This is a genomic window from Micromonospora sp. NPDC005553 (assembly GCF_042871765.1).
In the GTDB taxonomy this organism is placed as follows: Bacteria; Actinomycetota; Actinomycetes; order Mycobacteriales; family Micromonosporaceae; genus Micromonospora.
Genome location: NZ_JBIAJD010000014.1, coordinates 13631 through 38381, shown reverse-complemented (window position 1 = coordinate 38381; position 24751 = coordinate 13631). Strand labels below are relative to the sequence as shown.

21 protein-coding genes are annotated in these 24751 nt (G+C 72.0%); 13 read left to right on the top strand and 8 right to left on the bottom strand.

Annotated elements, in window-relative coordinates; all coding sequences use genetic code 11:
* Positions 1-231 precede the first annotated feature (231 nt).
* From ACFYPG_RS32535 to ACFYPG_RS32505, 7 genes are all read left to right on the top strand, one after another.
* Entirely contained in the window at positions 232-1818 is a 1587-nt protein-coding gene (locus ACFYPG_RS32535) for an amino acid permease (RefSeq protein ID WP_355009586.1), read from the top strand.
* A gap of 115 nt (positions 1819-1933) precedes the next feature.
* Positions 1934-3298, top strand: a complete 1365-nt coding sequence (locus tag ACFYPG_RS32530; RefSeq protein ID WP_355009585.1) for a glutamine synthetase family protein — start codon at positions 1934-1936, stop codon at positions 3296-3298.
* Positions 3299-3392: 94 nt separating this feature from the next.
* Positions 3393-4766, top strand: a complete 1374-nt coding sequence (locus ACFYPG_RS32525; protein ID WP_387355030.1) for an aldehyde dehydrogenase family protein — start codon at positions 3393-3395, stop codon at positions 4764-4766.
* A 5-nt stretch (positions 4767-4771) separates the two neighbouring features.
* Positions 4772-5539 carry a 3-oxoacyl-ACP reductase gene (locus ACFYPG_RS32520; protein ID WP_355009583.1) on the top strand — a complete coding sequence of 256 codons (768 nt, stop codon included), beginning with the start codon at positions 4772-4774 and terminating at the stop codon, positions 5537-5539.
* Entirely contained in the window at positions 5536-6285 is a 750-nt protein-coding gene (locus tag ACFYPG_RS32515) for a gamma-glutamyl-gamma-aminobutyrate hydrolase family protein (protein WP_387355028.1), read from the top strand. The genes ACFYPG_RS32520 and ACFYPG_RS32515 overlap by 4 nt, the downstream gene beginning before the upstream one ends.
* Before the next feature lie 47 nt (positions 6286-6332).
* The gene (locus tag ACFYPG_RS32510) at positions 6333-6884 is read left to right on the top strand and encodes a pyridoxamine 5'-phosphate oxidase family protein (RefSeq protein ID WP_355009581.1); all 552 of its coding nucleotides are present in this window, start codon (positions 6333-6335) and stop codon (positions 6882-6884) included.
* Positions 6885-7078: 194 nt separating this feature from the next.
* Positions 7079-10738: a SpoIIE family protein phosphatase gene (locus tag ACFYPG_RS32505; protein ID WP_355009580.1), complete on the top strand. Its 3660-nt coding sequence runs from the start codon at positions 7079-7081 to the stop codon at positions 10736-10738.
* 26 nt (positions 10739-10764) lie between these two features.
* Here the strand turns inward: ACFYPG_RS32505 and ACFYPG_RS32500 are convergent, their stop codons facing one another.
* Positions 10765-11082 carry an STAS domain-containing protein gene (locus tag ACFYPG_RS32500; RefSeq protein WP_355009579.1) on the bottom strand — a complete coding sequence of 106 codons (318 nt, stop codon included), beginning with the start codon at positions 11080-11082 and terminating at the stop codon, positions 10765-10767.
* Positions 11083-11177: 95 nt separating this feature from the next.
* Between ACFYPG_RS32500 and map the strand changes: the two genes are divergently transcribed.
* Together map and ACFYPG_RS32490 are read left to right on the top strand one after the other, a co-directional pair.
* Positions 11178-12035, top strand: a complete 858-nt coding sequence (map, locus tag ACFYPG_RS32495; RefSeq protein ID WP_355009578.1) for a type I methionyl aminopeptidase — start codon at positions 11178-11180, stop codon at positions 12033-12035.
* A 55-nt stretch (positions 12036-12090) separates the two neighbouring features.
* Entirely contained in the window at positions 12091-12804 is a 714-nt protein-coding gene (locus ACFYPG_RS32490; RefSeq protein WP_091400358.1) for a VIT1/CCC1 transporter family protein, read from the top strand.
* 6 nt (positions 12805-12810) lie between these two features.
* Here the strand turns inward: ACFYPG_RS32490 and ACFYPG_RS32485 are convergent, their stop codons facing one another.
* The 7 genes from ACFYPG_RS32485 to ACFYPG_RS32455 all read right to left on the bottom strand — a co-directional run bounded on the left by ACFYPG_RS32485 (position 12811) and on the right by ACFYPG_RS32455 (position 19390).
* Positions 12811-13539 carry a nucleotidyltransferase domain-containing protein gene (locus tag ACFYPG_RS32485; protein WP_387355025.1) on the bottom strand — a complete coding sequence of 243 codons (729 nt, stop codon included), beginning with the start codon at positions 13537-13539 and terminating at the stop codon, positions 12811-12813.
* Positions 13540-13690: 151 nt separating this feature from the next.
* Positions 13691-14191 (bottom strand): nitroreductase/quinone reductase family protein, encoded by a 501-nt coding sequence (locus ACFYPG_RS32480; protein ID WP_387355023.1) that lies wholly within the window; start codon positions 14189-14191, stop codon positions 13691-13693.
* A gap of 74 nt (positions 14192-14265) precedes the next feature.
* The gene (locus ACFYPG_RS32475) at positions 14266-17046 is read right to left on the bottom strand and encodes an FtsX-like permease family protein (RefSeq protein WP_387355021.1); all 2781 of its coding nucleotides are present in this window, start codon (positions 17044-17046) and stop codon (positions 14266-14268) included.
* A complete protein-coding gene (locus tag ACFYPG_RS32470) occupies positions 17043-17801 on the bottom strand; it encodes an ABC transporter ATP-binding protein (RefSeq protein ID WP_355009574.1) in 759 nt (252 codons plus the stop codon). Before ACFYPG_RS32470 ends, ACFYPG_RS32475 begins: the two co-directional genes overlap by 4 nt.
* Positions 17774-18376 (bottom strand): PadR family transcriptional regulator, encoded by a 603-nt coding sequence (locus tag ACFYPG_RS32465; protein ID WP_355009573.1) that lies wholly within the window; start codon positions 18374-18376, stop codon positions 17774-17776. The genes ACFYPG_RS32470 and ACFYPG_RS32465 overlap by 28 nt, the downstream gene beginning before the upstream one ends.
* 52 nt (positions 18377-18428) lie before the next feature.
* Positions 18429-18866: a ferritin-like domain-containing protein gene (locus ACFYPG_RS32460; RefSeq protein ID WP_030337610.1), complete on the bottom strand. Its 438-nt coding sequence runs from the start codon at positions 18864-18866 to the stop codon at positions 18429-18431.
* A complete protein-coding gene (locus tag ACFYPG_RS32455) occupies positions 18863-19390 on the bottom strand; it encodes a hypothetical protein (RefSeq protein WP_387355019.1) in 528 nt (175 codons plus the stop codon). The genes ACFYPG_RS32460 and ACFYPG_RS32455 overlap by 4 nt, the downstream gene beginning before the upstream one ends.
* A 155-nt stretch (positions 19391-19545) precedes the next feature.
* Between ACFYPG_RS32455 and rimP the strand changes: the two genes are divergently transcribed.
* The 4 genes from rimP to infB all read left to right on the top strand — a co-directional run bounded on the left by rimP (position 19546) and on the right by infB (position 24738).
* Positions 19546-20235 (top strand): ribosome maturation factor RimP, encoded by a 690-nt coding sequence (rimP, locus tag ACFYPG_RS32450; RefSeq protein ID WP_355009571.1) that lies wholly within the window; start codon positions 19546-19548, stop codon positions 20233-20235.
* Positions 20232-21275: a transcription termination factor NusA gene (gene nusA / locus ACFYPG_RS32445; protein WP_355009570.1), complete on the top strand. Its 1044-nt coding sequence runs from the start codon at positions 20232-20234 to the stop codon at positions 21273-21275. The genes rimP and nusA overlap by 4 nt, the downstream gene beginning before the upstream one ends.
* Positions 21276-21291: 16 nt before the next feature.
* A complete protein-coding gene (locus tag ACFYPG_RS32440) occupies positions 21292-21624 on the top strand; it encodes a YlxR family protein (RefSeq protein WP_357199288.1) in 333 nt (110 codons plus the stop codon).
* Between the two features lie 93 nt (positions 21625-21717).
* A complete protein-coding gene (infB, locus tag ACFYPG_RS32435; RefSeq protein ID WP_355009568.1) occupies positions 21718-24738 on the top strand; it encodes a translation initiation factor IF-2 in 3021 nt (1006 codons plus the stop codon).
* Positions 24739-24751: the final 13 nt, after the last annotated feature.

The window sequence follows — 24751 nt, the reverse complement described above, 5'->3', positions numbered from 1 at the left end:
CCGTACGTGAGAGAGAGGCGTGCCCCGCGCCACCGGGTCGGGCGGTCCGAGCGCCCGGGGTAGGCCCTGTCGGGCCTGGTCACTGGTCCAGGATGCCGGCCGGGGTGGCCGGTCGGCAACGCAATTAGCCCGACGGCGGTGAGATTCCCACCGACTACGTATTGACCGCCTTGATCGGCCGGGACGACACTTTGCCCACTCGCACGCGGAACCACCTCAGGGAGGTGTGCAGTGGCCACGACGCCCGTGCCGACCGCCGAGCAACCGATGGACGACGACGCCCGACGGCTCGCTGAACTCGGCTACAAACAGGAGTTGCGCCGGAAGTGGAGCGGCTTCTCCAACTTCGCCATCTCCTTCTCGATCATCTCGATCCTGGCCGGCTGTTTCACCACCTTCGGCCAGGCGTGGAACAACGGCGGGCCGGTCGCCATCTCCTGGGGCTGGCCGCTGATCTCGCTGTTCATCCTGATCATTGGCTTCTGCATGGCGGAGCTGGTGTCGGCGTATCCGACGGCGGGTGGGATCTACTGGTGGGCTGCCACCATGGGTCGCCCGGTGCACGGCTGGTTCACCGGCTGGCTGAACCTGATCGGCCTGGTGGCCGTCACGGCCTCGGTGGACTACGGCTGTGCGACGTTCCTCAACCTCACCCTGTCGGCGCTCTTCGACGGTTGGGCCGGGACGCTGCGTCAGGCGTTCGTCCTCTTCGTGATCATCCTGGTGCTGCACGGGCTGATCAACATCTTCGGGCACCGGATCATCGACGTACTCCAGAACGTCTCGGTCTGGTGGCACGTGGCCGGCGCGGCCGTCGTGGTGGCCATCCTGGTCTTCGTGCCCGACAACCACCAGAGCTTCCAGTTCGTGTTCACCGAGCGGTTCAACAACTCCGGGTTCGGCGACGGGGACATCGGTGGGCTGACGTTCTGGTTCTACGTGCTGCCGCTGGGCTTCCTGTTGACCCAGTACACGATCACCGGCTTCGACGCCTGCGCGCACGTCTCCGAGGAGACCCGGGGCGCCTCACAGGCCGCGGCCCGTGGGCTCTGGCAGTCGATCTTCTACTCGGCGGTCGGTGGCTGGATCCTGCTGCTGGCGTTCCTCTTCGCGGCCACCGACGTCGAGGCGATCAACGCCGCGGGCGGTTTCTCCGGCGCCATCTTCGAGTCGGCGCTGACCCCGGTCTTCTTCAAGATCGTCATCATCATCTCGACCATCGGGCAGTTCTTCTGCGGCATGAGCTGCGTGACCTCGATGAGCCGGATGGCGTACGCGTTCAGCCGGGATCGTGCCGTACCCGGATGGCGGCTGTGGTCGACAGTCGACCGCAACGGCACCCCGGTAAAGGCGATCATCGGCGCCACCCTTGCCGGCCTGGTGCTGACCCTGCCGGCGCTGTACGAGAGCTCCGCCGGTATCCCGATCGCCTTCTACGCCGTCGTCTCCGTCGCGGTGCTCGGGCTCTACCTGTCGTTCCTCATCCCGATCGCGCTCCGCCTGCGGATGGGCGACCGGTTCGTCCCCGGGCCGTGGACGCTGGGCCGCAAGTACAAGCTGTTCGGCTGGATCGCGGTGATCGAGATCGCGATCATCGCCGTCTACTTCGTGCTGCCGATCGTGCCCGCCGGGGTGCCCGGCAACGACGGGTTCACCTGGTCGGCGGTGAACTACGCGCCGCTCGCCGTCGGCGGGGTGCTGCTCGTGGTCGCCGTCTGGTGGTACGCCTCGGCCCGCAAGTGGTTCACCGGCCCGGTTCGTACCGTCGAGGAATCCGCGAGGGCGGCCGACCCGGCACCGGCCGACGGCCCGGTCTGATCGGCACCTGGCGGGACGGACGGTGCTGCCGTCCCGCCGGGTTTGCGGCCCTTGCCACCGGGGGCATTGACGGTGATCCGGTTTGCCAGTAGACCTTGGTGATGGAGGCCCGCGAATGAGGAAAGCACCGCTCACGCTGGAACAACTGCGGGTCGCCGTCGCCGAGGGCGAGATCGACACCGTGGTGCTGGCCCTCGTCGACATGCAGGGCCGGTTGCAGGGCAAGCGGTTCCACGCGCCCTTCTTCCTCGACCAGGTGGTGGAGGGCGGCAGCGAGGGCTGCAACTACCTGCTCGCCGTGGACGTCGACATGAACACCGTCGACGGATACGCCATGTCGAGCTGGGAACGCGGCTACGGCGACTTCGCGATGGTTCCGGACTTCGCCACGTTGCGCCGGGTGCCCTGGCAGCCCGGCTCCGCACTGCTGCTGGCCGACCTGACCTGGCTCGACGGCTCGGGTGACGTGGTCGCCTCGCCCCGGCAGATCCTGCGCCGGCAGCTGGACCGGCTGGCCGAGCACGGGCTGACCGCGTACGCCGGCACCGAGTTGGAGTTCGTGCTGTTCCGCGACTCGTATGAGGACGCCTGGCAGCGCGGCTACCGCGACCTCACCCCGGCCAACCAGTACAACGTCGACTACTCGCTGCTCGGCACCGCCCGGGTGGAGCCGCTGCTGCGCCGCATCCGCGTCGAGATGGCCGGCGCGGGGCTCACCCCGGAGAGCGCCAAGGGCGAGTGCAACCTCGGGCAACACGAGATCGCCTTCCGGTACGACGAGGCGGTGGCCTGCGCTGACCACCACGTCATCTACAAGAACGGCGCCAAGGAGATCGCCGCCCAGGAGGGGATGGCGATCACCTTCATGGCCAAGCCGAACGAGCGGGAGGGCAACTCCTGCCACATCCACTTCTCGCTCCGGGACTCCTCCGGCTCATCGGCGATGCTCGGCGACGGACCGGCGCACCTGTCGCAGACCGGGCAGCGGGTGCTCGCCGGGCTGCTGGCCACCATGCGCGAGTTCAGCCTGCTCTTCGCCCCGAACATCAACTCGTACAAGCGCTACCAGCCGGGATCGTTCGCCCCGACCGCGCTGCGCTGGGGTGTCGACAACCGCACCTGCGCGCTGCGGGTGGTCGGGCACGGGCAGGGCATGCGCGTGGAGAACCGGGTGCCCGGCGCTGACGTCAACCCGTACCTGGCGATCGCCGGGCTGGTCGCGGGGGCGCTGCACGGCATCGACGGCGAGCTGGAGCTGGGTGCGGAGTGCACAGGCAACGCGTACGACGACCCGGAGGCCGAGCGCGTCCCCGGCACGTTGCGCGACGCTCTCGCCCTGTGGGAGGAGTCGACGGTTGCCCGCGAGGCGTTCGGCGCGGAGGTGGTGGCCCACTACGCCAACCAGGCGCGGGTCGAGCTGGCCGCCTTCGACGCCGCTGTGACGGACTGGGAGCTCAAGCGTGGCTTCGAACGCCTCTGACCGCCGCCACACCGCGTCGATCATGGACTTGTGGTGGGCGGAAGGCCCCCTGGGGCGGCTTTTGTGGGGCACCACAACTCCATGATCGACTGGGATGACGAGGGGTAGCGGTGTGACGGTTTTGGTGGATCCGGCGCGTGGGGTCGGGTTTCGGGAGGTTGTGGCGGCCTCTGTGGAGGACGTGGACGCCGCTATTGCGCGGGCGGGCGCCGCATTTGCTGGCTGGCGGCAGGTGGGGGCGGGAGACCGGGCGCGGTTGCTGCGGCGGTTCGCCGCAGTGGTCGACGCGCATCTGGACGAGTTGGCAGTGTTGGAGGTGCGCAACTCCGGGCACACCGTCGGCAACGCCCGGTGGGAGGCGGGCAACGTCCGCGACGTCCTGGACTACTACGCCGGCGCGCCCGAGCGGCTGAGCGGGCGGCAAATCCCGGTGCCCGGCGGGTTGGACGTCACCTTCCACGAGCCACTCGGTGTGGTCGGCGTGATCGTGCCCTGGAACTTCCCGATGCCGATCGCCGCCTGGGGGTTCGCCCCGGCGCTCGCCGCCGGCAACACAGTGGTGCTCAAGCCCGCCGAGTTGACCCCGCTCACCGCGCTGCGCCTGGCCGAGCTGGCCCGCGAGGCCGGCCTGCCCGACGGCGTCTTCACCGTCGTCCCGGGCGAGGGCTCGGTGGTGGGGGAGCGGTTCGTCACCCACCCGGCGGTCCGCAAGATCTGCTTCACCGGCTCCACCGAGGTCGGCACCCGGATCATGGCCGGCTGCGCCGCCCAGGTGAAGCGACTCACCCTGGAGCTGGGCGGCAAGAGCGCGAACATCGTGTTCGCCGACGCCGACCTGGAGCGCGCCGCCGCGACCGCGCCGGGCGCGGTCTTCGACAACGCCGGCCAGGACTGCTGCGCACGGTCGCGGATCCTGGTCCAGCGTTCGGTGTACGACAGGTTCCTGGAACTGCTCGAACCGGCGGTACGCGCGGTGCGCGTCGAGGATCCGTCCCGCGACACCGCCGAGATGGGCCCGCTGATCTCCGCCGCCCAACGGGACCGGGTCGCCGGCTACCTCGACGGGGCGAAGGTCGCCTTCACGGGCTCCTGCCCGGACGGCCCCGGGTTCTGGCACGCGCCAACAGTGCTGCTGGCCGACTCACCGGCCGACCGGCACTGGCGGGAGGAGATCTTCGGCCCGGTGGTCTCGGTGCTGCCGTTCGACGACGAGGCGGACGCGATCCGGCTCGCCAACGACACCGAGTACGGGCTCTCCGGCTCGGTCTGGACCCGGGACGTGGGTCGGGCCCTGCGCCTGGCCCGCGCCGTCGACGCGGGCAACCTGAGCGTCAACTCGCACTCCTCGGTGCGCTACTGGACCCCGTTCGGCGGGATGAAGCGCTCCGGGCTCGGCCGTGAGCTGGGCCCGGACGCGCTGCTGTCCTTCACGGACGTCAAGAACGTGTTCATCGCGACGGAGGAGTGACGCCAGTGCAGGGTCGGTTGCAGGACCGGGTGGCCGTGGTCACCGGAGCGGGCAGCGGCATCGGGTTGGCCACAGTGCGGCGGTTCGCCGCCGAGGGGGCCCGGGTGGTCTGCGTGGACATCGACGTGGCCGCCGGCACGAAGGCCGCCGAGGAGTGCGGCGGCGAGTTCGTGGCCACCGACGTGGCCGACGAGTCGGCGGTGCGCGACCTGTTCGACGGGGTGGCCGACCGACACGGCCGGGTGGACATCGCGTTCAACAACGCCGGCATCTCGCCGCCCGACGACGACTCCATCCTGGACACCGGCCTGGACGCGTGGGAGCGGGTGCTGCGGGTCAACACCACGAGCGTCTACCTGTGCTGCAAGTACGCCATCCCGCACATGCGTCGGCAGGGCAAGGGCTCGATCATCAACACGGCCTCGTTCGTGGCGTTGATGGGTGCGGCCACGTCGCAGATCGCGTACACCGCGAGCAAGGGCGGGGTGCTGGCGATGACCCGGGAGTTGGGTGTGCAGTTCGCCCGTGAGGGCATTCGGGTCAACGCCCTCTGTCCCGGCCCGGTGGCCACCCCGTTGCTGCTGGAACTCTTCGCCGCCGATCCGGAGCGCGCGGCCCGCCGGCTGGTGCACGTGCCGATGGGACGCTTCGGGCAGCCGGAGGAGATCGCCGCCGCGGTGGCGTTCCTGGCCAGCGACGACGCCTCGTTCATGACCGCCGCGCAGTTCGTGGTCGACGGCGGCATCACGGGCGCGTACGTCACGCCGCTGTGAGCGCGGGGAGTGAGCCGGGTCTGCGAGCCCCGCAGTCGCGAACCCGGCCAGCCCGACGCCCGCTGATCGGGGTCAGCGCGTACGTCGAACCCGCCGACTGGGCCGTCTGGCGGGGTGTGCGGGCGGTGCTGGTGCCGGAGGCGTACACGCGGGCGGTGGCGGCTGCGGGCGGCCGGGCGGTGGTGCTGCCGCCGGACGACGTGGACGCCGACGTGGTGGCTGTCCTCGACGGGTTGCTGTTGGCCGGTGGTGCGGACGTCGGCTCGGGGCGGTACGGCCAGCCGCCCGACCCCCGTACCGAGGACCGACCGGACCGGGACGCCGGCGAGTTGACACTGTTGGCCGCCGCGCTCGCCGCCGAGGTGCCGGTGCTGGGCGTGTGTCGGGGGATGCAGTTGCTGGCGGTGGCGTACGGCGGCACCCTGCACCAGCACCTGCCCGACGTGGTGGGTCACGAGGCGCACCGCCCGGCACCCGGGGTGTACGGCGCGCACGCGGTGCGGTTCGCGCCGGGGAGCCTGGCCGCGTCGGTGCTGGCCGGGGTCGACCAGGTCAACTCGTACCACCACCAGGCGGTAGCCGATCCGGGCCGGCTCACGGTGACCGGTTGGGCGGAGGACGGCGTGGTCGAGGCGGTGGAGGACCCGGCCCTGCCGTTCGTGCTCGGGGTGCAGTGGCATCCGGAGAACGAGTTGGACCCCGCCCCGATCCCGGCGTTGGTGCGGGCGGCCGGCCGGCGGGTGTGACTGAGATCGCCCCCGCCCGTCAATGGCCCCGGTGGGAGGATCGACGCATGGGCAAGGTCTATCCGGAGATCGACTCTCGACTACGTGACTTCATCGTGGCCCAACCGCTCTTCTTCGTGGCGACCGCCCCGTCCGGGGTCGAGGGGCACGTCAACGTGTCACCGAAGGGCATGCGGGGCACCTTCGTGATCCTCGGCCCGCACCGGGTGGCCTACCTCGACTATCACGGCAGTGGGGCGGAGACCATCGCCCACCTGCGGGACAACGGCCGGATCACGCTGATGTTCTGTGCCTTCGACGGCCCGCCGAAGATCGTCCGGTTGCATGGTCGGGGCAGCAGCGTCGCGGTCACCGAAGACGCCTTCGCCGATCGGCTCGCCGAGTTTCCCGCACCGCCGGATGTCCACGCCGTCCGGGCGGTCATCACCGTCGAGGTGGAGCGGGTCAGTGACTCCTGCGGATACGCGGTGCCTCTCATGGACTTCCGGGCCGAACGCGATCTGTTACTCACCTCACACTCCCGCCGCAGCGCCGATGATCTGGTCGCCTACCGGGCCACCAAAAATGCGGCAAGCATCGACGGACTTCCGGTCTTCTGACTCGTCAGAGCACTTCGGCCGCCGTCGTTCGACGCCGCCGGCCACCCGCACTGTCCGGTGCCCGACGGCCCAGGCGTACGTAACCAGCGTCCATCGCCCGTGATGCGTTACGTTGCTGGTCCGCTGGGGTACAAGTCGAGGCACAGCGGGTGAAGATCAACGGTCGAGGGGTACGGCCGGGGCGGGGAGGCTGCATGAGCTCGGCCCAGGGGGGCGCGGACATCGGGCATCCGGCCCTGTCCGGTCGCGAGACCCCGCCGATGCTGGCGGCCGCGTTCGCGGCCGGCGGCGAGATGGGCGAGCGGTTGGCCTCCTTCGACTGGTCCTCCGGCCCCCTGGGCGGGCCCGCTCAGTGGCCCCCGGCGCTCTCCAACGCCGTCGGGATGATGCTCGCCTCCAGCGCGCCGATCGTCATGTTCTGGGGCGACGAGCAGTTGGTCTTCTACAACGACGCCTACCGGCCGACCATCGGCGGCAAACACCCGGACGTGATCGGCCAACCGGCCCGCGCGAACTGGGCGGAGACCTGGGCGGTGCTCGGCCCCCTGCTCGACGACGTCCGGAGCACCGGCCGCTCCTACCGGGGCGAGGACCACCCTTTTCTGCTGGACCGGTACGGCTTCGTCGAGCAGACCTACTTCAACGTCTCGTACGACCCGATCCGCGGTGACGACGGCTCGGTCAGTGGCGTCTACTGCATCGTCAGCGAGACCACCGGGCGGGTGCTCGGCGAGCGTCGACTGCGCACGCTGGCCGAACTGGGTGCCGAGCTGAGCGACATCGGCAACGCCACGGAGCTGGGCCGGACCGCCGCCGAGGTGCTCGGCCGGCACCGGGCCGACGTGCCGTTCGCCCTGATCTATCTGGCAGACGACAGCGACCAGCTCACCCTGGCCGGTTCCACCGGCACCACCCCGCCCGCCGCCGATGTCACGGCGCACCTGTTGGCCCGGCTCAGCGCCGATGACGCGCCCGCCACGATCGAGGTCACCGCGCTGCTCGACGCGCTGCCGGTCGACGCCGCGGACCAGGCCCTCGTGTTGCCGCTCACGGCGACCAACCAGACGGTCGGCGCGCTGGTCGTCGGTGTGGCCCGCCAGTTGCCGCTCGGCGACGACTACCGCGACTTCCTCGACCTGGTCGCCGCCCAGATCTCCCGGGCGGTCGACACCCAGCGGGCGTACGAGCAGGAACGGGCCCGCGCCGCCGAACTGGCAGCGCTGGACCGGGCGAAGACCAACTTCTTCGCCAACGTCAGCCACGAGTTCCGCACCCCACTGACCCTGGTGCTCGGCCCGCTGGAGGACATGCTGGCCGATCCGGCGCTGCCCCCCACCGACACCGACCGGCTCACCATGATGCACCGCAACGCGCTGCGCCTGCTCAAGCTGGTCAACACGGTGCTGGACTTCTCCCGGCTGGAGTCCGGTCGGCTCGCCGCCCGCTACCAGCCCACCGACCTCGCCGATTACACCGCCCGGCTGGCCAGCACCTTCCGCTCGGCCACCGACCGGGCCGGGTTGCGACTGGTGGTGGACTGTCCGCCGCTGCCGATGCCGGTCCACGTCGACCGGGACATGTGGGAGAAGGTCGTCCTCAACCTGGTGTCGAACGCTGTCAAGTTCACCTTCGACGGCGAGATCCGGGTGCGGGTCCGGGCCGTGGAGGGCGCGGCCCGGCTGGAGGTGACGGACACCGGCATCGGGATCGTGACGGACGAGCTGCCGCACGTCTTCGAACGGTTCCACCGGGTTCCCGGGGCGCGGGCACGTACCCACGAAGGCACCGGCATCGGCCTCGCGCTGGTCCGGGAACTGGTCGAGATGCACGGCGGCGAGGTCGGGTTGACGAGCCAGGTCGACGCGGGCAGCACCTTCACGGTGACCGTTCCGTTCGGCTCTGCGCACCTGCCGGCGGACCAGGTGGCGGCGTTCGACCCGCTGCCGGTGGGTGAGCCCCAGCAGGCCCGGCTCTTCGTCGCGGAGACCGCGCTGTGGGCCGGCGTCGCGTCGACACCGGACCTCGACCAGCAGCCGTCGGAGGGCGTCTCGGCCGGCCGGATCCTGGTCGTCGACGACAACGCCGACCTCCAGGAGCACGTCAGCCGGCTGCTCTCCCCGACCTGGGACGTGGTCACCGCGAACGACGGGCTCGACGCCCTGCCGCTGGCCCGCGAGGGTGGGTTCGACCTGGTGCTCACCGACGTGATGATGCCCCGGCTGGACGGGTTCGGGCTGGTGAGCGCGCTGCGCGCGGACCCGCGTACCCGGCATGTGCCGATCGTGCTGCTCTCCGCCCGCGCCGGCTCCGCGGAGGAGGTCGCCGGTCTCGCCGTCGGCGCCGACGACTACCTCACCAAGCCGTTCTCCGCGCAGGAACTGGTCGCCCGGGTCCGGGCCAACGTCGAGCTGGGCCAGCTGCGCGGGCAGATCATCCGCCGGCTCCGCGCGCTGGCCGACGCAGCGGTGGCGGTGAACTCCGCCCGATCCACAGCCGACGTGCTTCAGGTCGCCGCCCGGCACGCGTTGAGCCTCGCCGAGGCGGCCCGGGTGGTCGTCTCCGCGGCCGAGGCGCGCTTCGAGGCGGACGGCGGCGGCACCACCGCCACCGACCCGTCGTTCGTGGCCGAGCTGACCGGCACCGCCGGCAAGCAGCTCGGTGAGCTGCGGGTCTGGCGGGCAGCCGGCGACGAGGCGCAGGCCGACGACGCCGCGTTGACCGAGCTGGCCCGGCTCGTCGGGGTGCGACTGGAGAACGCCCAGCTCTACGAAGCCGAACACCGCATCGCCACCACCCTGCAGCACAGCCTGCTGCCCCGGTCGCTGCCCCAACTGCCCGGCGCGGTGATCGCCAGCCGCTACCTGCCCGGCAGCGCCGACGTCGAGGTCGGTGGCGACTGGTACGACGCGATCGCGCTCAACGGCGACGAGCTGGTGCTCGTCATCGGCGATGTGGTCGGTAAGGGCGTGCCGGCCGCCGCGGCGATGGGGCAGCTGCGCAACGCGCTGCGGGCGTACGTGCTGGAGGGCTTCGATCCGGGTGAGTCGCTGACCCGGCTCAACCGGCTGGTCGGCTCCACCGAGGGCCGCTCCTTCGCGACGGTGGTCTGCCTGCTGTTCAACCCCGGCACCGGGCGGCTGCGATACGCGAGCGCCGGTCACCCGTTTCCACTGTTGATCACCGGAGGTGACGTGGCGTTCCTGCACGACCGGGCGCTCGGCCCACCTGTCGGTGCGCTTCCCAACGCGACGTACGAGTCGGTGGAGGGCGAATTGCCGGCCGGCACCCGACTGCTGCTCTACACCGACGGGCTGGTCGAGGACCGTCAGCTCGGCATCGATGCCGCACTGGCCCAGTTGCGCATCGACGCGGCCACCCCGAGCGAGCACGTGGTGGACCTGATCGACGCGGTGGTCGAGCGGGTCACCGGGCGGCCGCGCCGCGACGACGTGGCGGTTCTCGCCCTGGAGGCGGCGGAGCTGAACCGCTTCGCGCTGCGGCTACCGGCGGACCCGACCCGGCTCAGCGTGCTCCGCAAGCGGCTGGAGGATTTCCTCGTCGCGCACTCCGTCGGCGAAACCGACAGGTTCGACCTGACGGTTGCCGTCTCCGAGGCCGCCGCCAACGCCATCGAGCACCCGGTCCACCCCGCCGAGGCCATGATCAGTGTGGAGGTGGCCATCGACGGTCGGACGGTGACGGCCACCGTGCGCGACAGCGGGCAGTGGCGGGAGTCGACCGGTTCCGGCTTCCGGGGCCGCGGACTGGACCTGATCAGAGCGCTGGGTGAACTGTCGGTACGGCGTACCGCCGAGGGCACCGAGGTGACGCTGCGCCGGCAGTTGCAGGACTGACCGCGCGCCCGGCGGCGGCCGGCTGCCTAGGCCGGGTCGAGCCAGCCCTGTTCGCCCAGGCCGGAGATCTCCAGCACCCGACGGACCTGCCGGGACGGGCGGACGCTGAGCCGCCCCGGAAACTCCTGAGCGAGCCGGACCAGGGCGTGGATGGCGGCCGAGTCGAAGAAGGTCACCGCACTCAGGTCGAGAGTGATCTTCCCGGCGGCGGGCTCGCGCCGCGCGGTCTGGAGCATCGTGTCCGCTGTCGCCATGTCGACCTCGCCGGCGACCACGACGTGGAGGTGGTCACCGTCGATTTCTGCGCTGGCGGAGAAGACGGGTGGTGCTCCCCCTTGATCCACGCTGACACCATGGCACAGCCACCCTGGCAGGGCAACAACCTCCACCGGGCGGCCGTGGCGCGGGTCACCAGCGGCCCCGGCGATAGGCTTGCGGCATGACCGTCCGTCCGCCGCTGACACCAGGCACGCTCTCCCCGATGCGACCGGTGCCGTCCCAGATCGCCCGACCGGAGTACGTGGGCAAGACGCGTCCGCGGGAGTGGCGTGGCTCGCACGTGCAGACGCCGGAGACCATCGAGAAGATGCGGATCGCCAGCCGGCTCGCCGCCCAGGCGACCCAGCTCGCCGGCGAGCACTGCAAACCCGGCGTGACCACCGACGAGATCGACAAGGTGGTGCACGAGTTCCTCTGCGACCATGGCGCGTACCCGTCGACGCTGGGCTACAAGGGCTTCCCGAAGTCCTGCTGCACCAGCCTCAACGAGGTCATCTGCCATGGCATCCCGGACACCACGGTCCTGCACGACGGCGACATCATCAACGTCGACGTGACCGCGTACATCGGTGGGGTGCACGGTGACACCGACGCCACCTTCTGCGTCGGCGAGGTCAGCGAAGAGGCCCGGCTGCTGGTCGAGCGGACCCACGAGGCGATGATGCGCGGCATCCGCGCCGTCGCCCCGGGACGCCAGATCAACGTGGTGGGACGCGTCATCGAGTCGTACGCCAAGCGCTTCGGTTACGGCGTGGTGCGCGACTTCACCGGCCACGGCATCGGCGAGGCATTCCACAGCGGCCTCTACGTGCCGCACTACGACAGCCCGCGCCCCACCGACATCATGGAGCCCGGCATGACGTTCACCATCGAGCCGATGATCACCCTCGGCACCTACCAGTACGACATGTGGGACGACGGGTGGACAGTGGTCACCAAGGACCGCAAGTGGACGGCACAGTTCGAGCACACCATCGTGGTGACCGACGACGGCCACGAGATCCTGACCCTGCCGTGAGCGCGAGGAACGCAGCGAAGCGGAGTCCCGCAGTCGCGAACGAAGGGCATGCGCCGTGACCGACACCCCAGCGGCGCTGCGCGAGGCGCACCACGCGGACGTCTCCGGCGGCTGGCTGCGCCCGGCCGTGTTCGGCGCGATGGACGGCCTGGTCACCAACATCGCCCTGATCGCCGGCGTCGGCGGCGGTGGAGTGTCGCCTCGCAGCATCGTGCTCACCGGCAGCGCCGGCCTCGTCGCCGGTGCGATCTCGATGGGCCTTGGCGAGTACACCAGCGTGCGCTCCGCCAACGAGCAGGTCGCCGCCGAGGTGGCCAAGGAACGACGGGAACTGGAACGGCACCCCGAGGCGGAGGCCCGGGAGCTGGCCGACGCGTGGGTGGCCCGGGGCCTGCCCCGGGACCTCGCCACCCAGGTCGCCGAGGCGGTGCGGCGCGACCCGGAGGAGGCGCTGCGGGTGCACGTCCGCGAGGAGCTGGGCGTCGACCCCGACGACCAGCCCAGCCCGTGGGCCGCGGCGATCTCGTCGTTCCTGTTCTTCTCGATCGGCGCGCTGGTCCCGCTGCTGCCGTACCTGCTCGGCGCGACCGAACTGTGGCTGGCGCTTGCCGTCGGCGGGCTCGGGCTGTTCGCCGCCGGGGCCGTGGTGGCCCGCTTCACCCACCGTCCCTGGTGGACCAGCGGGCTGCGCCAGCTGCTGCTGGGCGCCGCGGCGGCCGGCGCCACATACCTGATCGGCTCGCTGATCGGCGTACCGGGCGGGCTGTGACGCGCCTCAGGTGCTGAGCAGCTCGTCGATCGTGCCGTCGACCGCACGACCACGGGCGGTCAGCTCCTCGGCCTGCCGGTCCAGCACCACACCCACCTCGGTCATGTCCGCCCCGGCCAACCCGGTGCGTCGCACCGCGTCCCCCGGGTCCCGGAAGTAGGTGCGACTCAGCAGACCGGTCACCGTGGCCGCCGCCAGCCGGGCCTCGGCGAGCATCAGCAGAGCCTGATCGGTCTCGTACCACTCGGCCAGCCGGGCCGCCCGGGAGTGCGCCGCGCTGCCCCTGTACCACGCCTGGCGGGCCGCGGTGCTGAACTCCGCCGGCCGGGCCCGGGCCAGCCGGCCGAGGTGCTCGTCGCGCAGCGTCCGCAACCAGCCCGTCGGATCGTGCAACGCCTGCGTGGTGACGTACCGGTCGGCGGTCAGCGGCCAGAGCGGCGAGAGCACCCGCGCCTGGGCCAGGTAGTCCTCGGCGGCGGCCACGGTCAGGTCGACGAGCACCCCGTCGACCCGCCGGGTGGCCGGCGACGGGCCGGTCCCGGGCCGATAGGTGACCACCAGCAGTCCGGCCTCGCGGTCCCCGCCGCCGTCGTCGTCCCCGTGCGCCAGAGGCCCGTGTACCGCGATCGCGAGCGCGTCGGCCGGGAACCGTCGCTGGATTGCCTCGGCGACCCGCTCCGCGACCGTCCACCGTCGATCGTCGAGGCCCCGGTCGACACCGGCCCGCTCACTCACCGGGCCAGCTCTGTTCGCGGCTGCGGGGCTCGCAACCCCGGCTCACTCCTCGCGCTCACGGGACCGCCTCTGTTCGCGGCTGCGGGGCTCGCAACCCCGGCTCACTCCTCGCGCTCACGGGACCACCTCGCCTCAACTGCCGAGCGTCAGCCTAGCCAGCCGACGGCGGCGCTTCGGGCGCGCCGCGCCCGGTCGGGGCCAGCCGGAAGATGTGGATCTCCCGGCCACCGGCCCGCTGCACGTACGTGTGGTACGCGGGCCACGCGCTGACCAACAGCTGCCACAACCGGTCCCGTTCGGCGCCGGAGGCCCGCTGGGCCCGCACCGCGACCCGCCGGCCCTTCACGTCCACCTCGGCGGCCGGATCGGCGAGCAGGTTCATCGCCCAGCCGGGGTGGTGGGTCTGCCCCCAGTTGGAGCCGATCACCACGTACGCGTCGCCGTCGGGCACGTAGAGCAGCGGATTGCTGCGGGGCTTGCCGGAGCGGCGACCCGTTGTGGTGATGAGCAGGGAGGGGAGCAGGCCGAGCGCGACCACCCGACCCCGGGTGAGTCGACCAACCATCCGGTCGGCCGGAACCAGCAGACGCGCGGCGGCGCCGAACCAGCGATGATGACCGACTTGACGGACGACATTCCTGAGCACTGACACGCCGGTCAGTCTGCCGGCTGCCCGGCCCCGGCGGCACCCCCACGCGGTCCACTTTCGGCTGCCCGGCGGACCGGTCAGTCCAGCCGCCGTTCGATGGGCAGTCGGGCCCGGGTGAACAGGCCCGCCCCGAGCATCGCCACCACCGGCACCAGCACCAGGACCCCGAGCGCGGGCCACGGCACCAGAAAGGGGTACGGATCGGATATCGGCCAGTCACTGGCGTACTGCCGGTTCACCGAGACCAGCACGATCGCGGCGGTGCCGAGCCCGGCCACGATGCCGAGCACCGAACCGATACCGGCGATGACCCCGGCCTGGCAGATCGCCAGCAGCCGGCGTACCGCTGGGGCCGCGCCGACGGCCGCGAGGGTGGTCAGTTCAGCGCGTCCCTCGGCGGCGGCGAGCGCGGTGGCGATCCCGGCCGCCCCCACGGTGATCAGCCCGGCCGCCGCCGCGAGCAGCAGGAGCAACGGTGAGACGTCGCGTGGGGCGCCGCCGTACTCGACGTTCAGCGAGAACGTCCCGAAGGTGCGCAGCGCGGCGGAGAACCGCGCCTGTTGCTCCTCGTCCGGCGGGGTCGTGGTGCCGACCACCCAGCCAGCCGGGGACCAGCTCATGTCGAGTTGTCGGGCCGCGTGGGTGGACAGCAGCAGGCGGGACGAGCCCGCCGCCTGGGGCAGCGCGTACCCCGGCAGGTCGCGGACGACCGTGGCCGGAGTGTCCGTTTTTCCGTCCGTGCTGAAGACGCGGACGGTCACCAGGCCGTCGTGCAGGTAGCGCGGGTCGGTCACCACCACGCCACCGGCATGCAGTACCGCAGTGGCGGCGGCGGTCGTCGCCGGGTCCGCGCCGGTGAGAAGTGGCAGCGCGAATCCGTCGTCCACCCCGGCCTGGATGTAGCCGCCGACGTAGTCCGGCTCGCGGATCTGGCAGCGTGGGTCGGCCCGCGCCTGCTGGCGGTGTGCGGCGGGAAGATTGTCGCCGGGCTGAAATGGACAGGCTCGGCTCGGCGGGAGGACGGGCGTCACGTCGCAGTAACGGGCACCCGTCGGGGCGCAGTTGGGCTCGTACACGGTGGCTACCGCGTCGACCCCCAACTGGTCCCGGGCCGCGTCGGCGACCTGCGCCAGGGTGGGCTGGCCGTCCGGCCGGTTCGCGTACATGAGCAGGTGACCGGTCGGCAGCGCCGGCCGGTAGGCGCGCGCGTCGCGGGCGCCGTCGCTGGCCAGGTATCCGCCGAGGGCGACGCTGCTGGCGACGGCGGCCATCACGGCGCAGATGGCCGGTGCCGCGGCGGCCCGGTTGCGGCTGGCATCGCGCAGTGCGATCCGTGGTGCCAGCGGCAGCACCCGGCCGAGGCGGGCGAGCGCCCCGAGCAGCGTGGGCGTGCAGCAGACCAGGCCCAACTCGCCGAGGATCAGCCCGGTGAGAACCACCGCCGGGGAAGTCTGGGTGGCTCCGAACGCCGCCAGCCCCGCCCCGCCGACCACCAGTGCCAGTCCGAGAGTCAACCACCGGCCCGGGGATTTCGCCGGGGTGCGTCGTCCGGCGAGCCCGGCGCTGACGTCCTGCCGGGCGGCGGTCCAGGCCGGTGCCAGCGCGGCGAGCACTCCGGCCAGCACCGCGACGCCACCGAGCAGGGCCAGCGCGCTCGGCCAGCAGCGGTAGCCGCCGAAACGGGCGCTGAAGACGTACTGTTCCATCAGCGGGCGACCGGCGAACGCCGCGCTGACGCCGAACAGCAGGCCTGCGGCGGCCCCCAGCACGCCCAACACCACACCGTCGGCCAGCACGACCCGGCGAAGTTGGGCGGCGTCCCCGCCCGCCACCGCGACCAGTGCCAGATCCCGCCGTCGGCGACGGACGCCGACGGCGAAGGCCGGCCCGACCAGCAGGACCACCTCCAGCAGCCCGAGGCCCGCGATGAGGACGCCGGTGCTCAGGTCGTTGGCGCCGCTCTGCCTGATCGCCCCGAACCACGTCCGGTCCGCAGTGGTCCCCGAGCCGACCGGGCTTCGGGCGGTGACCACCACCCCCCGCTCGTTGAGCCGCGACACCAGCGCGGCGTCCACTGCTCCGGGCAGGTCCGCCAGCCAGACGCTGTCCGGCTCCGGGCCGGTCGCCTGCACGGCCCCCGGGTGCAGCGCCACGACCGGCCCGAGGTCGTCGGGAAATTCGACCACCCCCACGACTGTGTACGCCCTGCTGCCGTCGGCGGTGGCCACGGCGTGGCCGAGGCGCAGACCCAGGCGGCGCAGCGCCACCGGACTGACGGCTACCTCACCGGCCTGCTGTGGTGCCCGGCCGGCCCGGAACCGCACCAGCCCTCGGGCCAACGGGTCGGTGAGGTCCAGCGCCCGCCCGTTCACGGCCTCGTCGCGGCGCGGGCCGCGCAGTGTCAGCGGGACGCTGGGACGGAGCTCGGTGACCCGGCTGCCCGGCCCCAGCAGAGTGGTCATCTGGGCGGCGGTGACCCGCGCGGGGGGCTCACCGTCCTGCGTGGACCATGTCTCACCCCAGCCGTCCTGCCGCACCGGGCTGCCGGCGATCCACTGCAACTCCGCGTCGGCCACGCCGAGCCGGCGGTCGACGCGTTCCGGTGGGGTCAGCTCGGCCATGTCGTAGCTCGCCGCCAGGAAGGCCAGCGCCGCCACCGGCAGGGCGATCATCGCGAGCACCAGGGCGGTCCGCCGCCGGGACCGGCGTGACTCCCGCCGGGCGATTCGCAGCGCGGCCCGCCAGGAGCCGGTCAGCTCGGCGAACCGCCGCCGGCCGACCGGGGCGGGCGGCGTGACCGGCCGTGGCGTCGCCGTGCCGGCCCGCCCGGGGGCCCGCATCGGACGGCGAACGGTCACCGGTCGCTGCCGGACAGCAGTTGCTCGACACTGCCCAGCGGTGCCGTCGTGTCGACCAGCACGCCGTCGCGGAGGAACACCACCCGGTCCGCCCAGCCGGCGTGCCGCGCCTCGTGGGTGACCAGCACCCCGGCGGCGCCCGCGTCGATCCGGCGGCGCAGCAGGTGCAGCACCGCCTCACCGGTCTGGGAGTCCAACGCCCCGGTGGGCTCGTCGGCGAGGACCAGCCGACGGTCGCCCACCAGCGCGCGGGCGATGGCCACCCGCTGCTGCTGCCCGCCGGAGAGCTGGTCCGGGAAACGGTCTCCCAACGCGGGCAGCCCCACCTCGGTGAGCGCGGCCATGGCCAGTGCGCGGGCCCGACGTCCGCTGGTCCCGTCGAGTTCCAACGGGAGCGCCACGTTCTCCAGCGCGCTCAGACTGCCCAGCAGGTTGAGCTGCTGGAAGATGTAGCCGATCCGACGGCGGCGCAGCTGGGCCAGCCCGCGGCGGTCCAGGGCCCCCAGCGGCTGCCCCTCGACCCGGACCTCGCCGCCGGTCGGACGGTCCAACCCACCGGCGAGAGCCAGCAGCGTCGATTTGCCGGAGCCGGACGGTCCCATCACGGCGACCAGCTCGCCGGGCCGGACGACCAGGCTGACGCCGCGCAGCGCGTGCACCGCCGCCGGCCCGGAGCCGTGGGTGCGGTGGACGGCGCGTAGCTCCAGCACCGCGTCGTCCGATCCGCTCACCGTCTTGCCTCCTCGCCGGCCCATCGAGCCGCGTCCCGCGCGTCGGCGTCATCGAGTCGGGTAGTGGGAGGCGCCGGACCGCTGGGTTGGTGCCGGACCAGACTGGTCTCGCAGTGGTCCAGCCAGCGCACCTCGGCCTCGGCCTGGAACACCATCGAGTCGAGCACGAGGCGCCAGGGAAGGTCCTCCGGCCGGTTGCTGCCGTACTTCAACCGGGTCAACTCCTGAAGGGCCCGCATCGTCGCGCTGCGTTGGGCCTGCACCACCGACCGGACGTCGACCCCCGGGGTGGTCAGCGCCAGCGCCAGTTTGATCGCCAGTTCGTCACGGGGGCGGTCGTTGCGACTGATCGGGGTGGCGAACCACAGCGCCAGGTCCGCCCGGCCAGCGTCGGTGATCTCGTACGGGCGCTGCCCGCCCTCGCTCTCCGGCAGCGGGCGCACCAGACCGTCCCGTTCCAGCCGGGACAACGTGGTGTAGACCTGCCCGATGTTCAGCGGCCAGGTCGAGCCGGTCGACTCCTCGAACGCGGCGCGCAGCTGGTACCCGTACATCTGGCCGCGTTCGAGCAGGGCGAGCAACCCGTGACGGATGGACATGGCAACGGAGTATGCATACCTGGTATGCGTACCGCAACCGGAGTGGACTGGTTCAGGTCGGACGACCGGGAAACGGGACAGTCAGCGGGGTCAGCCCGGCCGTCTTCCGCCACCGGGTGGCCCGCACGGCGTACTCGACCAGGGCGGCCAACGCCTGGTCCCGGTCGGCGCCGGTGGTGGATGCCAGGGCGGCCCGCCAGTGCGCGGCCGTGCGCTCCTCCACCTCGGCGGCGAGCCGCAGGGCGCTGGCCCGGTCGGTGACCGGGAACGGCAGGGCGTACCCGGCGCGGTCCGGCGGGACGACGCCGCCGGCTGTGGTGAGCTGCACGACCAGCGCGTCGCGCCGGCGTCGATGCGCGGCCTCCGCCTGGCGCGCCGCGTCCCGCGCCGCTCCGCTGAGCCGGACACCGATCCGTCCGTAGGCGTAGATGGCCGCGTACTCGGCGGACAGGGCGGAGGCGAGTGCCTCCCCGGCGGACGGCTGCCTCACTTCAGTGCCTCCTGGTGGGTTGCCCGGGCGGCGACTATCGACCCGAGCAGCGCCGCCCGCTCCGCGGGCGCAGCGGCGCAGGCGGCGGCGGCGGACTGCTGGGCGGTCTTCTCCAGCGCCCGCAGGGCGGCGCGCGCGCCGTTCGGATCGGCGGCCGGGGCGGTGGTCGGGGTGGCGGGGGCCGCCGACGGCACTGTCACGCCGATCACCCGGGCCAGCTCGGTGGCGTGCGCGGTGTGCGTCTCGGCGATCGGGTTGAGCCGGTCGGCGAGCTCGGGGTGGGCGGTCGCGGTCGCCCGGTACGCGGCGGCCAGCGCGAGTGACTCGTCCACCATCGGCCGCAGCGGGTCGGGCGGTGGGGCCGGTTGGTCGTCGCGGTCGAAAAGATCACAGCCGGTCAGCGGCGTCACGGCACCGCCGAGCACCAGCAACGCCCCGGCGCTCAGGAGCTTTCGCCGGGAATGTCCGGATGCTTGGTCGCGCTGTGTCGTTCTGCCGATCCCCACCGGGCAAGTCAACACCATCCGTGCCGCTCCGGGGGTCACCGGCGTCGGTGCGCCGCCCGGTCCGCCGCCCGGCAGGCGCGTTACGCTCTGCGCAACCACCGGCGTGTCCACTCCGGTGGCGTGCCGGCATGGCGGGAACACCGGTCCCCGTCGACCAGGGAAAGGGTGCGGAGATGACGCAGCGTGGCCGTGCCACCAGGCCGACGGGTCAGCCCCGCGGTGCTGCGGGCCCCCGCGGCGGTGACCTCGCCGCGCGGCGGGACCGACTGCGGGCCGTGATCGAGCCAGTGGTCAACGACGCCGGCTACGACCTGGAGGACCTGTCGGTCTCCCGGGCCGGCCGCCGGCACGTGGTGCGCGTGATGGTGGACACCGACGGCGGGATCGACCTGGACGCCGTCGCGGACGTCTCCCGCAAGGTCTCGGCCGCGCTGGACGCCGCCGAGGAGACCGGTGGCGACATCGTCGCCGGCGAGTACCAACTGGAAGTCAGCTCGCCCGGCGTCGACCGGCCGCTCACCCTGCCCCGTCACTGGCGGCGCAACGTGGGCCGACTGGTGAAGGTCACCGCCCGGGGCGCGGCCACGCTGCCCGGCCAGCGCGGCGAACAGCCCGCCGGTGACCGTCAGCTGACCGGCCGGGTGGTCGCGGCCGACGACGAGGGCGTGCACCTGGAGACCGACGACGGCCGCGCCGCCTGGGCGTACGCCCAGCTGGGCCCCGGCCGTGTGCAGGTCGAGTTCACCCGGCTCGCCGAGCTCGGTGAGCCGGAGGACGAGATCGACGACGCGGACGATTCCGACGAGTTCGACGATTCAGACGACATCGACGACGAAGATGATGTGGAGGACGAGGAGAGGTGAACATCGACCTCGCGGCGCTGCGCGCACTCGAGCGCGAGCGGGAGATCCCGTTCGACACGATTCTCGCGGCGATCGAGACCGCGTTGCTGACCGCCTACCGGCACACCGACGGTGCCGAACCGTACGCACGGGTGGAGATCGACCGCAGGTCGGGCGCCGCCCTGGTGTACGCCCAGGAGATGGATGCCGACGGCAGCCTGGTGCGGGAGTGGGACGACACCCCGCACGACTTCGGCCGGATCGCCGCCATGACCGCCAAGCAGGTGATCCTCCAGCGGTTGCGGGAGGCCACCGACGAGGTGCACTTCGGTGAGTACGTCGGCCGTGAGGGTGACCTGGTCACCGGCGTGGTGCAGGCGCACGAGACGCGTACCGAGAAGGGCATCGTCAGCGTCGACCTGGGCAAGCTGGAGGGCGTGCTGCCGCAGTCCGAGCAGGTGCCCGGCGAGCGGTACGCGCACGGCGAGCGGGTTCGCTGCGTCGTGGTGCACGTGGCCAAGGGCATGCGCGGTCCGCAGATCACCCTGTCCCGGTCGCACCCGGCTCTGGTCAAGAAGCTCTTCGCGCTGGAGGTGCCGGAGATCGCCGACGGCACCGTCGAGATCGGTGCGATCGCCCGTGAGGCGGGCCATCGCACGAAGATCGCCGTCCGCTCCACCACCCCCGGGGTGAACGCCAAGGGCGCCTGCATCGGCCCGATGGGTCAGCGGGTGCGTGCCGTGATGAGCGAGCTGCACGGTGAGAAGATCGACATCATCGACTGGTCGGACGACCCGGGCACCTTCGTCGGCAACGCGTTGTCGCCGGCCAAGGCGCTGCGGGTCGAGGTGGTCGACCTCGCCAACCGCGCCGCCCGGGTGACAGTTCCCGACTTCCAGCTCTCGCTCGCCATCGGTCGGGAGGGGCAGAATGCCCGACTCGCGGCCCGATTGACCGGTTGGCGGATCGACATTCGGTCCGATGCGGAGCAGACCGCACCGGCCACGCGTGGGGTGTCCGATCATGTGCGGGAGCCGGGCGGAGCGATCTCGGGCAGCTAGGGGTAGACTTCCTCCAGTGGTACGACGCGCGCTGCCGGAGCGCACCTGTGTGGGTTGCCGGCAACGTGCGCCGGCCAGCGAATTGCTGCGGATCGTCGCGGTCAGGGACGAGGCTGGTCACAGCCTCCGGCCTGATCCGCGCCGCAGGCTGCCGGGTCGGGGAGCGAACATGCACCCGGATCCGGCCTGCTTCGCGCTGGCGGTGCGGCGCCGCGCCTTCGGGCGTGCGCTGCGCAGCACCGAGGTCCTCGACCACGGTGCGCTGGCGGAGCACGTCGATGCGCCAACCACTACGTCCGGTCAGCCCGACCGGGCGAGGGTCGCTAGCAGGGTAGGACGACCGACATGAGCACACGATGAAGTCCCTGAAATGACCAGGCTTCAAGTGCACGAGTGAGGTCGCTGCGGGTGCTGCCCGCACGACCTCGGAGTGAGGAGTGCAGTGGCAGGCAAGGCCCGCGTTCACGAGCTTGCAAAAGAGCTCGGGGTCGAGAGTAAGACCGTTCTCGCCAAGTTGAAGGAAATGGGCGAGTTCGTGAAGTCCGCGTCCAGCACCGTCGAGGCGCCCGTCGCCCGGCGGCTGCGTAACGCATTCGTCGCGTCCGCCGGAGCCCCGGCTCCGGCCGCCCCGTCGGCGCCCGCGTCGACGCCGGCTTCAAACCCGACCCCGACGCCAACCCCGGCCCCGGGCGCGCCCCGGGTCTCGGCCAAGCCGATGCCGCCTCGGCGGCCGGCCGCGCCGGCACCCGGTCCCAAGCCCAAGGGTCCGGTTCCCGGTGCCCCGCAGTCGGCGACCCCGGTCGCCAAGCCGGCGAGTGCCCACGACATCGAGGTGGCGGCCGCGGAGGCGCGTGCCGCCGCGCTGAAGGCTGAGCAGGAGGCCGCGGTCAAGGCCGCGCAGGCCGCCCGCCAGCAGCAGCGGGACAACCCCGTTCGCCGGGAGCCTCCGGCCGACGGCGGTAACCGTCCCGGCCCTCGGCCCGGTCCCGCGGCGATGCCGCCCCGTCCCGGTTCCCCGGCAGCTCGTCCGAGCACGCCGGCTCCGGGTCCGGGTGCCCGCCCCGGCGGTCGTCCGCCGGCGCGTGGCGCCGGTAACAACCCGTTCGGCATCCAGGGTGGCCAGCAGCAGCGGCCCCCGGCCGCCGGTGCGGGTGGCCCTCGGCCCAACACCCCGGCGGGCATGCCGCCGCGGCCGAGCCCGAACTCCATGCCGCCGCGGCCCAGCCCGGCGTCCATGCCGAGCCAGCGCCCGGCTGCTGGTCGTCCCGGCCCCGGTGGCGCTGGTCGCCCCGGTGGCGGTGGCGCCGGTCGTCCCGGTGGCGGTGGCGGTGGTTTCCGTGGCGGTCCCGGCGGTGGCGCCGGTGGCGGTGGCGGTTACCGCGGCGGCCCTGGTGGCGGCGCGGGTGCCGGCGGTGGCGGTGGCTACCGTGGCGGTCCCGGCGGCGGTGGCGGTGCTCCCGGCGGCGGTTTCCGTCCGGGTGGTCCGGCCGGTGGCGGCGGTCGTCCGGGTGCGGGCGGTCGTGGCCGTGGCGGCGGCGCCGCGGGTGCCTTCGGGCGTCCGGGTGGTCGGCCGACGCGCGGTCGCAAGTCCAAGAAGCAGCGCAGACAGGAGTTCGACAACCTGTCGGCTCCGACCATGAGCTCGGGTGCTCCCCGGGGTCAGGGTCAGATCGTCCGGCTCTCCCGTGGGGCCTCGCTGTCGGACTTCGCCGACAAGATCAACGCCAACCCGGGTTCGCTGGTCCAGGAGATGTTCAACCTGGGCGAGATGGTGACCGCGACCCAGTCCTGTTCTGACGACACCCTGCACCTGCTGGGTGAGCACCTGGGCTTCGACATCCAGATCGTCAGCCCGGAGGACGAGGACCGCGAGCTGCTCGCGCAGTTCAACATCGACCTCGACGCGGAGGTGGCCGAGGAGCGTCTGGTCAGCCGTGCGCCGGTGGTGACCGTCATGGGTCACGTCGACCACGGTAAGACCAAGCTGCTCGACGCCATCCGTAAGGCGAACGTCGTGGCCGGTGAGGCGGGTGGCATCACCCAGCACATCGGTGCGTACCAGGTCCACGTCCCGCACGAGGGCGAGGACCGGGCGGTCACGTTCATCGACACCCCGGGTCACGAGGCGTTCACCGCCATGCGTGCCCGTGGTGCCCAGGTCACGGACATCGTGATCCTGGTCGTCGCGGCCGACGACGGCGTGATGCCGCAGACCATCGAGGCGTTGAACCACGCCAAGGCGGCCGACGTGCCGATCGTGGTTGCGGTCAACAAGGTCGACAAGCCGGACGCCAACCCGGACAAGGTCCGCCAGCAGCTGACCGAGTACGGCCTGGTCGCTGAGGAGTACGGCGGCGAGACCATGTTCGTCAACGTGGCAGCCAAGCCGGGCATCGGCATCGAGGAACTGCTCGAGGCCGTCCTGCTGACCGCCGACGCGTCGCTGGAGCTGACCGCTCCGATCGACGGGCCGGCGCAGGGTGTGGCCATCGAGGCGCACCTGGACAAGGGCCGCGGTGCGGTGGCGACGGTGCTGGTGCAGAAGGGCACCCTGCGGGCGGGCGACTCGATCGTCGCCGGTGGGGCGCACGGCCGGGTCCGGGCCATGCTCGACGAGAACGGCAACCAGCTTTCCGAGGCTGGTCCGGCGCGTCCGGTGATGGTTCTGGGTCTGACCGCGCCGCCCGGTGCGGGTGACACGTTCCTCGCCGCGGCGGACGACCGCACGGTGCGGCAGATCGCCGAGCAGCGGCAGGCACGGCGGCGGGCGGCGTCCTTCGCCAACTCCCGTGGCCGGGCCACTCTTGAGACGCTCATGGAGCAGCTCAAGGAGGGCGAGAAGACCTCGCTCAACCTCATCCTCAAGGGCGATGTCTCCGGTTCGGTGGAGGCCTTGGAGGACGCGCTGTTCAACCTCGACATCCCCGAGGAGGTCCAGCTCAAGGTCCTCGACCGGGGCGTCGGCGCGATCACCGAGAGCAACGTCATGCTCGCGAGCGCCTCGTCCGAGCCGGTCACGATCATCGGCTTCAACGTGCGGGCCTCGAACAAGGTCCGTGAGATGGCCGACCGCGAGGGCGTGGAGATCCGGTACTACACCGTCATCTACCAGGCCATCGAAGAGATCGAGGCAGCGCTCAAGGGCCTGCTCAAGCCGGAGTACGAGGAGGCCGAGCTGGGCAGCGCGGAGATCCGCGATGTCTTCCGCTCGTCCAAGATCGGCAACATCTCCGGTTGCATCGTCCGGTCGGGCATCATCCGACGCAACGCGAAGGCTCGACTGCTTCGGGACGGGGCGGTCGTGGCGGACAACCTCACGATCACCTCGCTCAAGCGGTTCAAGGACGACGCCACCGAGGTCCGCGAGGGCTTCGAGTGCGGTCTGACCCTGGGTGGTTACAACAACGTCCAGGTCGGCGACGTCATCGAGACCTTCGAGATGCGGGAGAAGGTTCGCGCCTGATCCGGCAGTGACA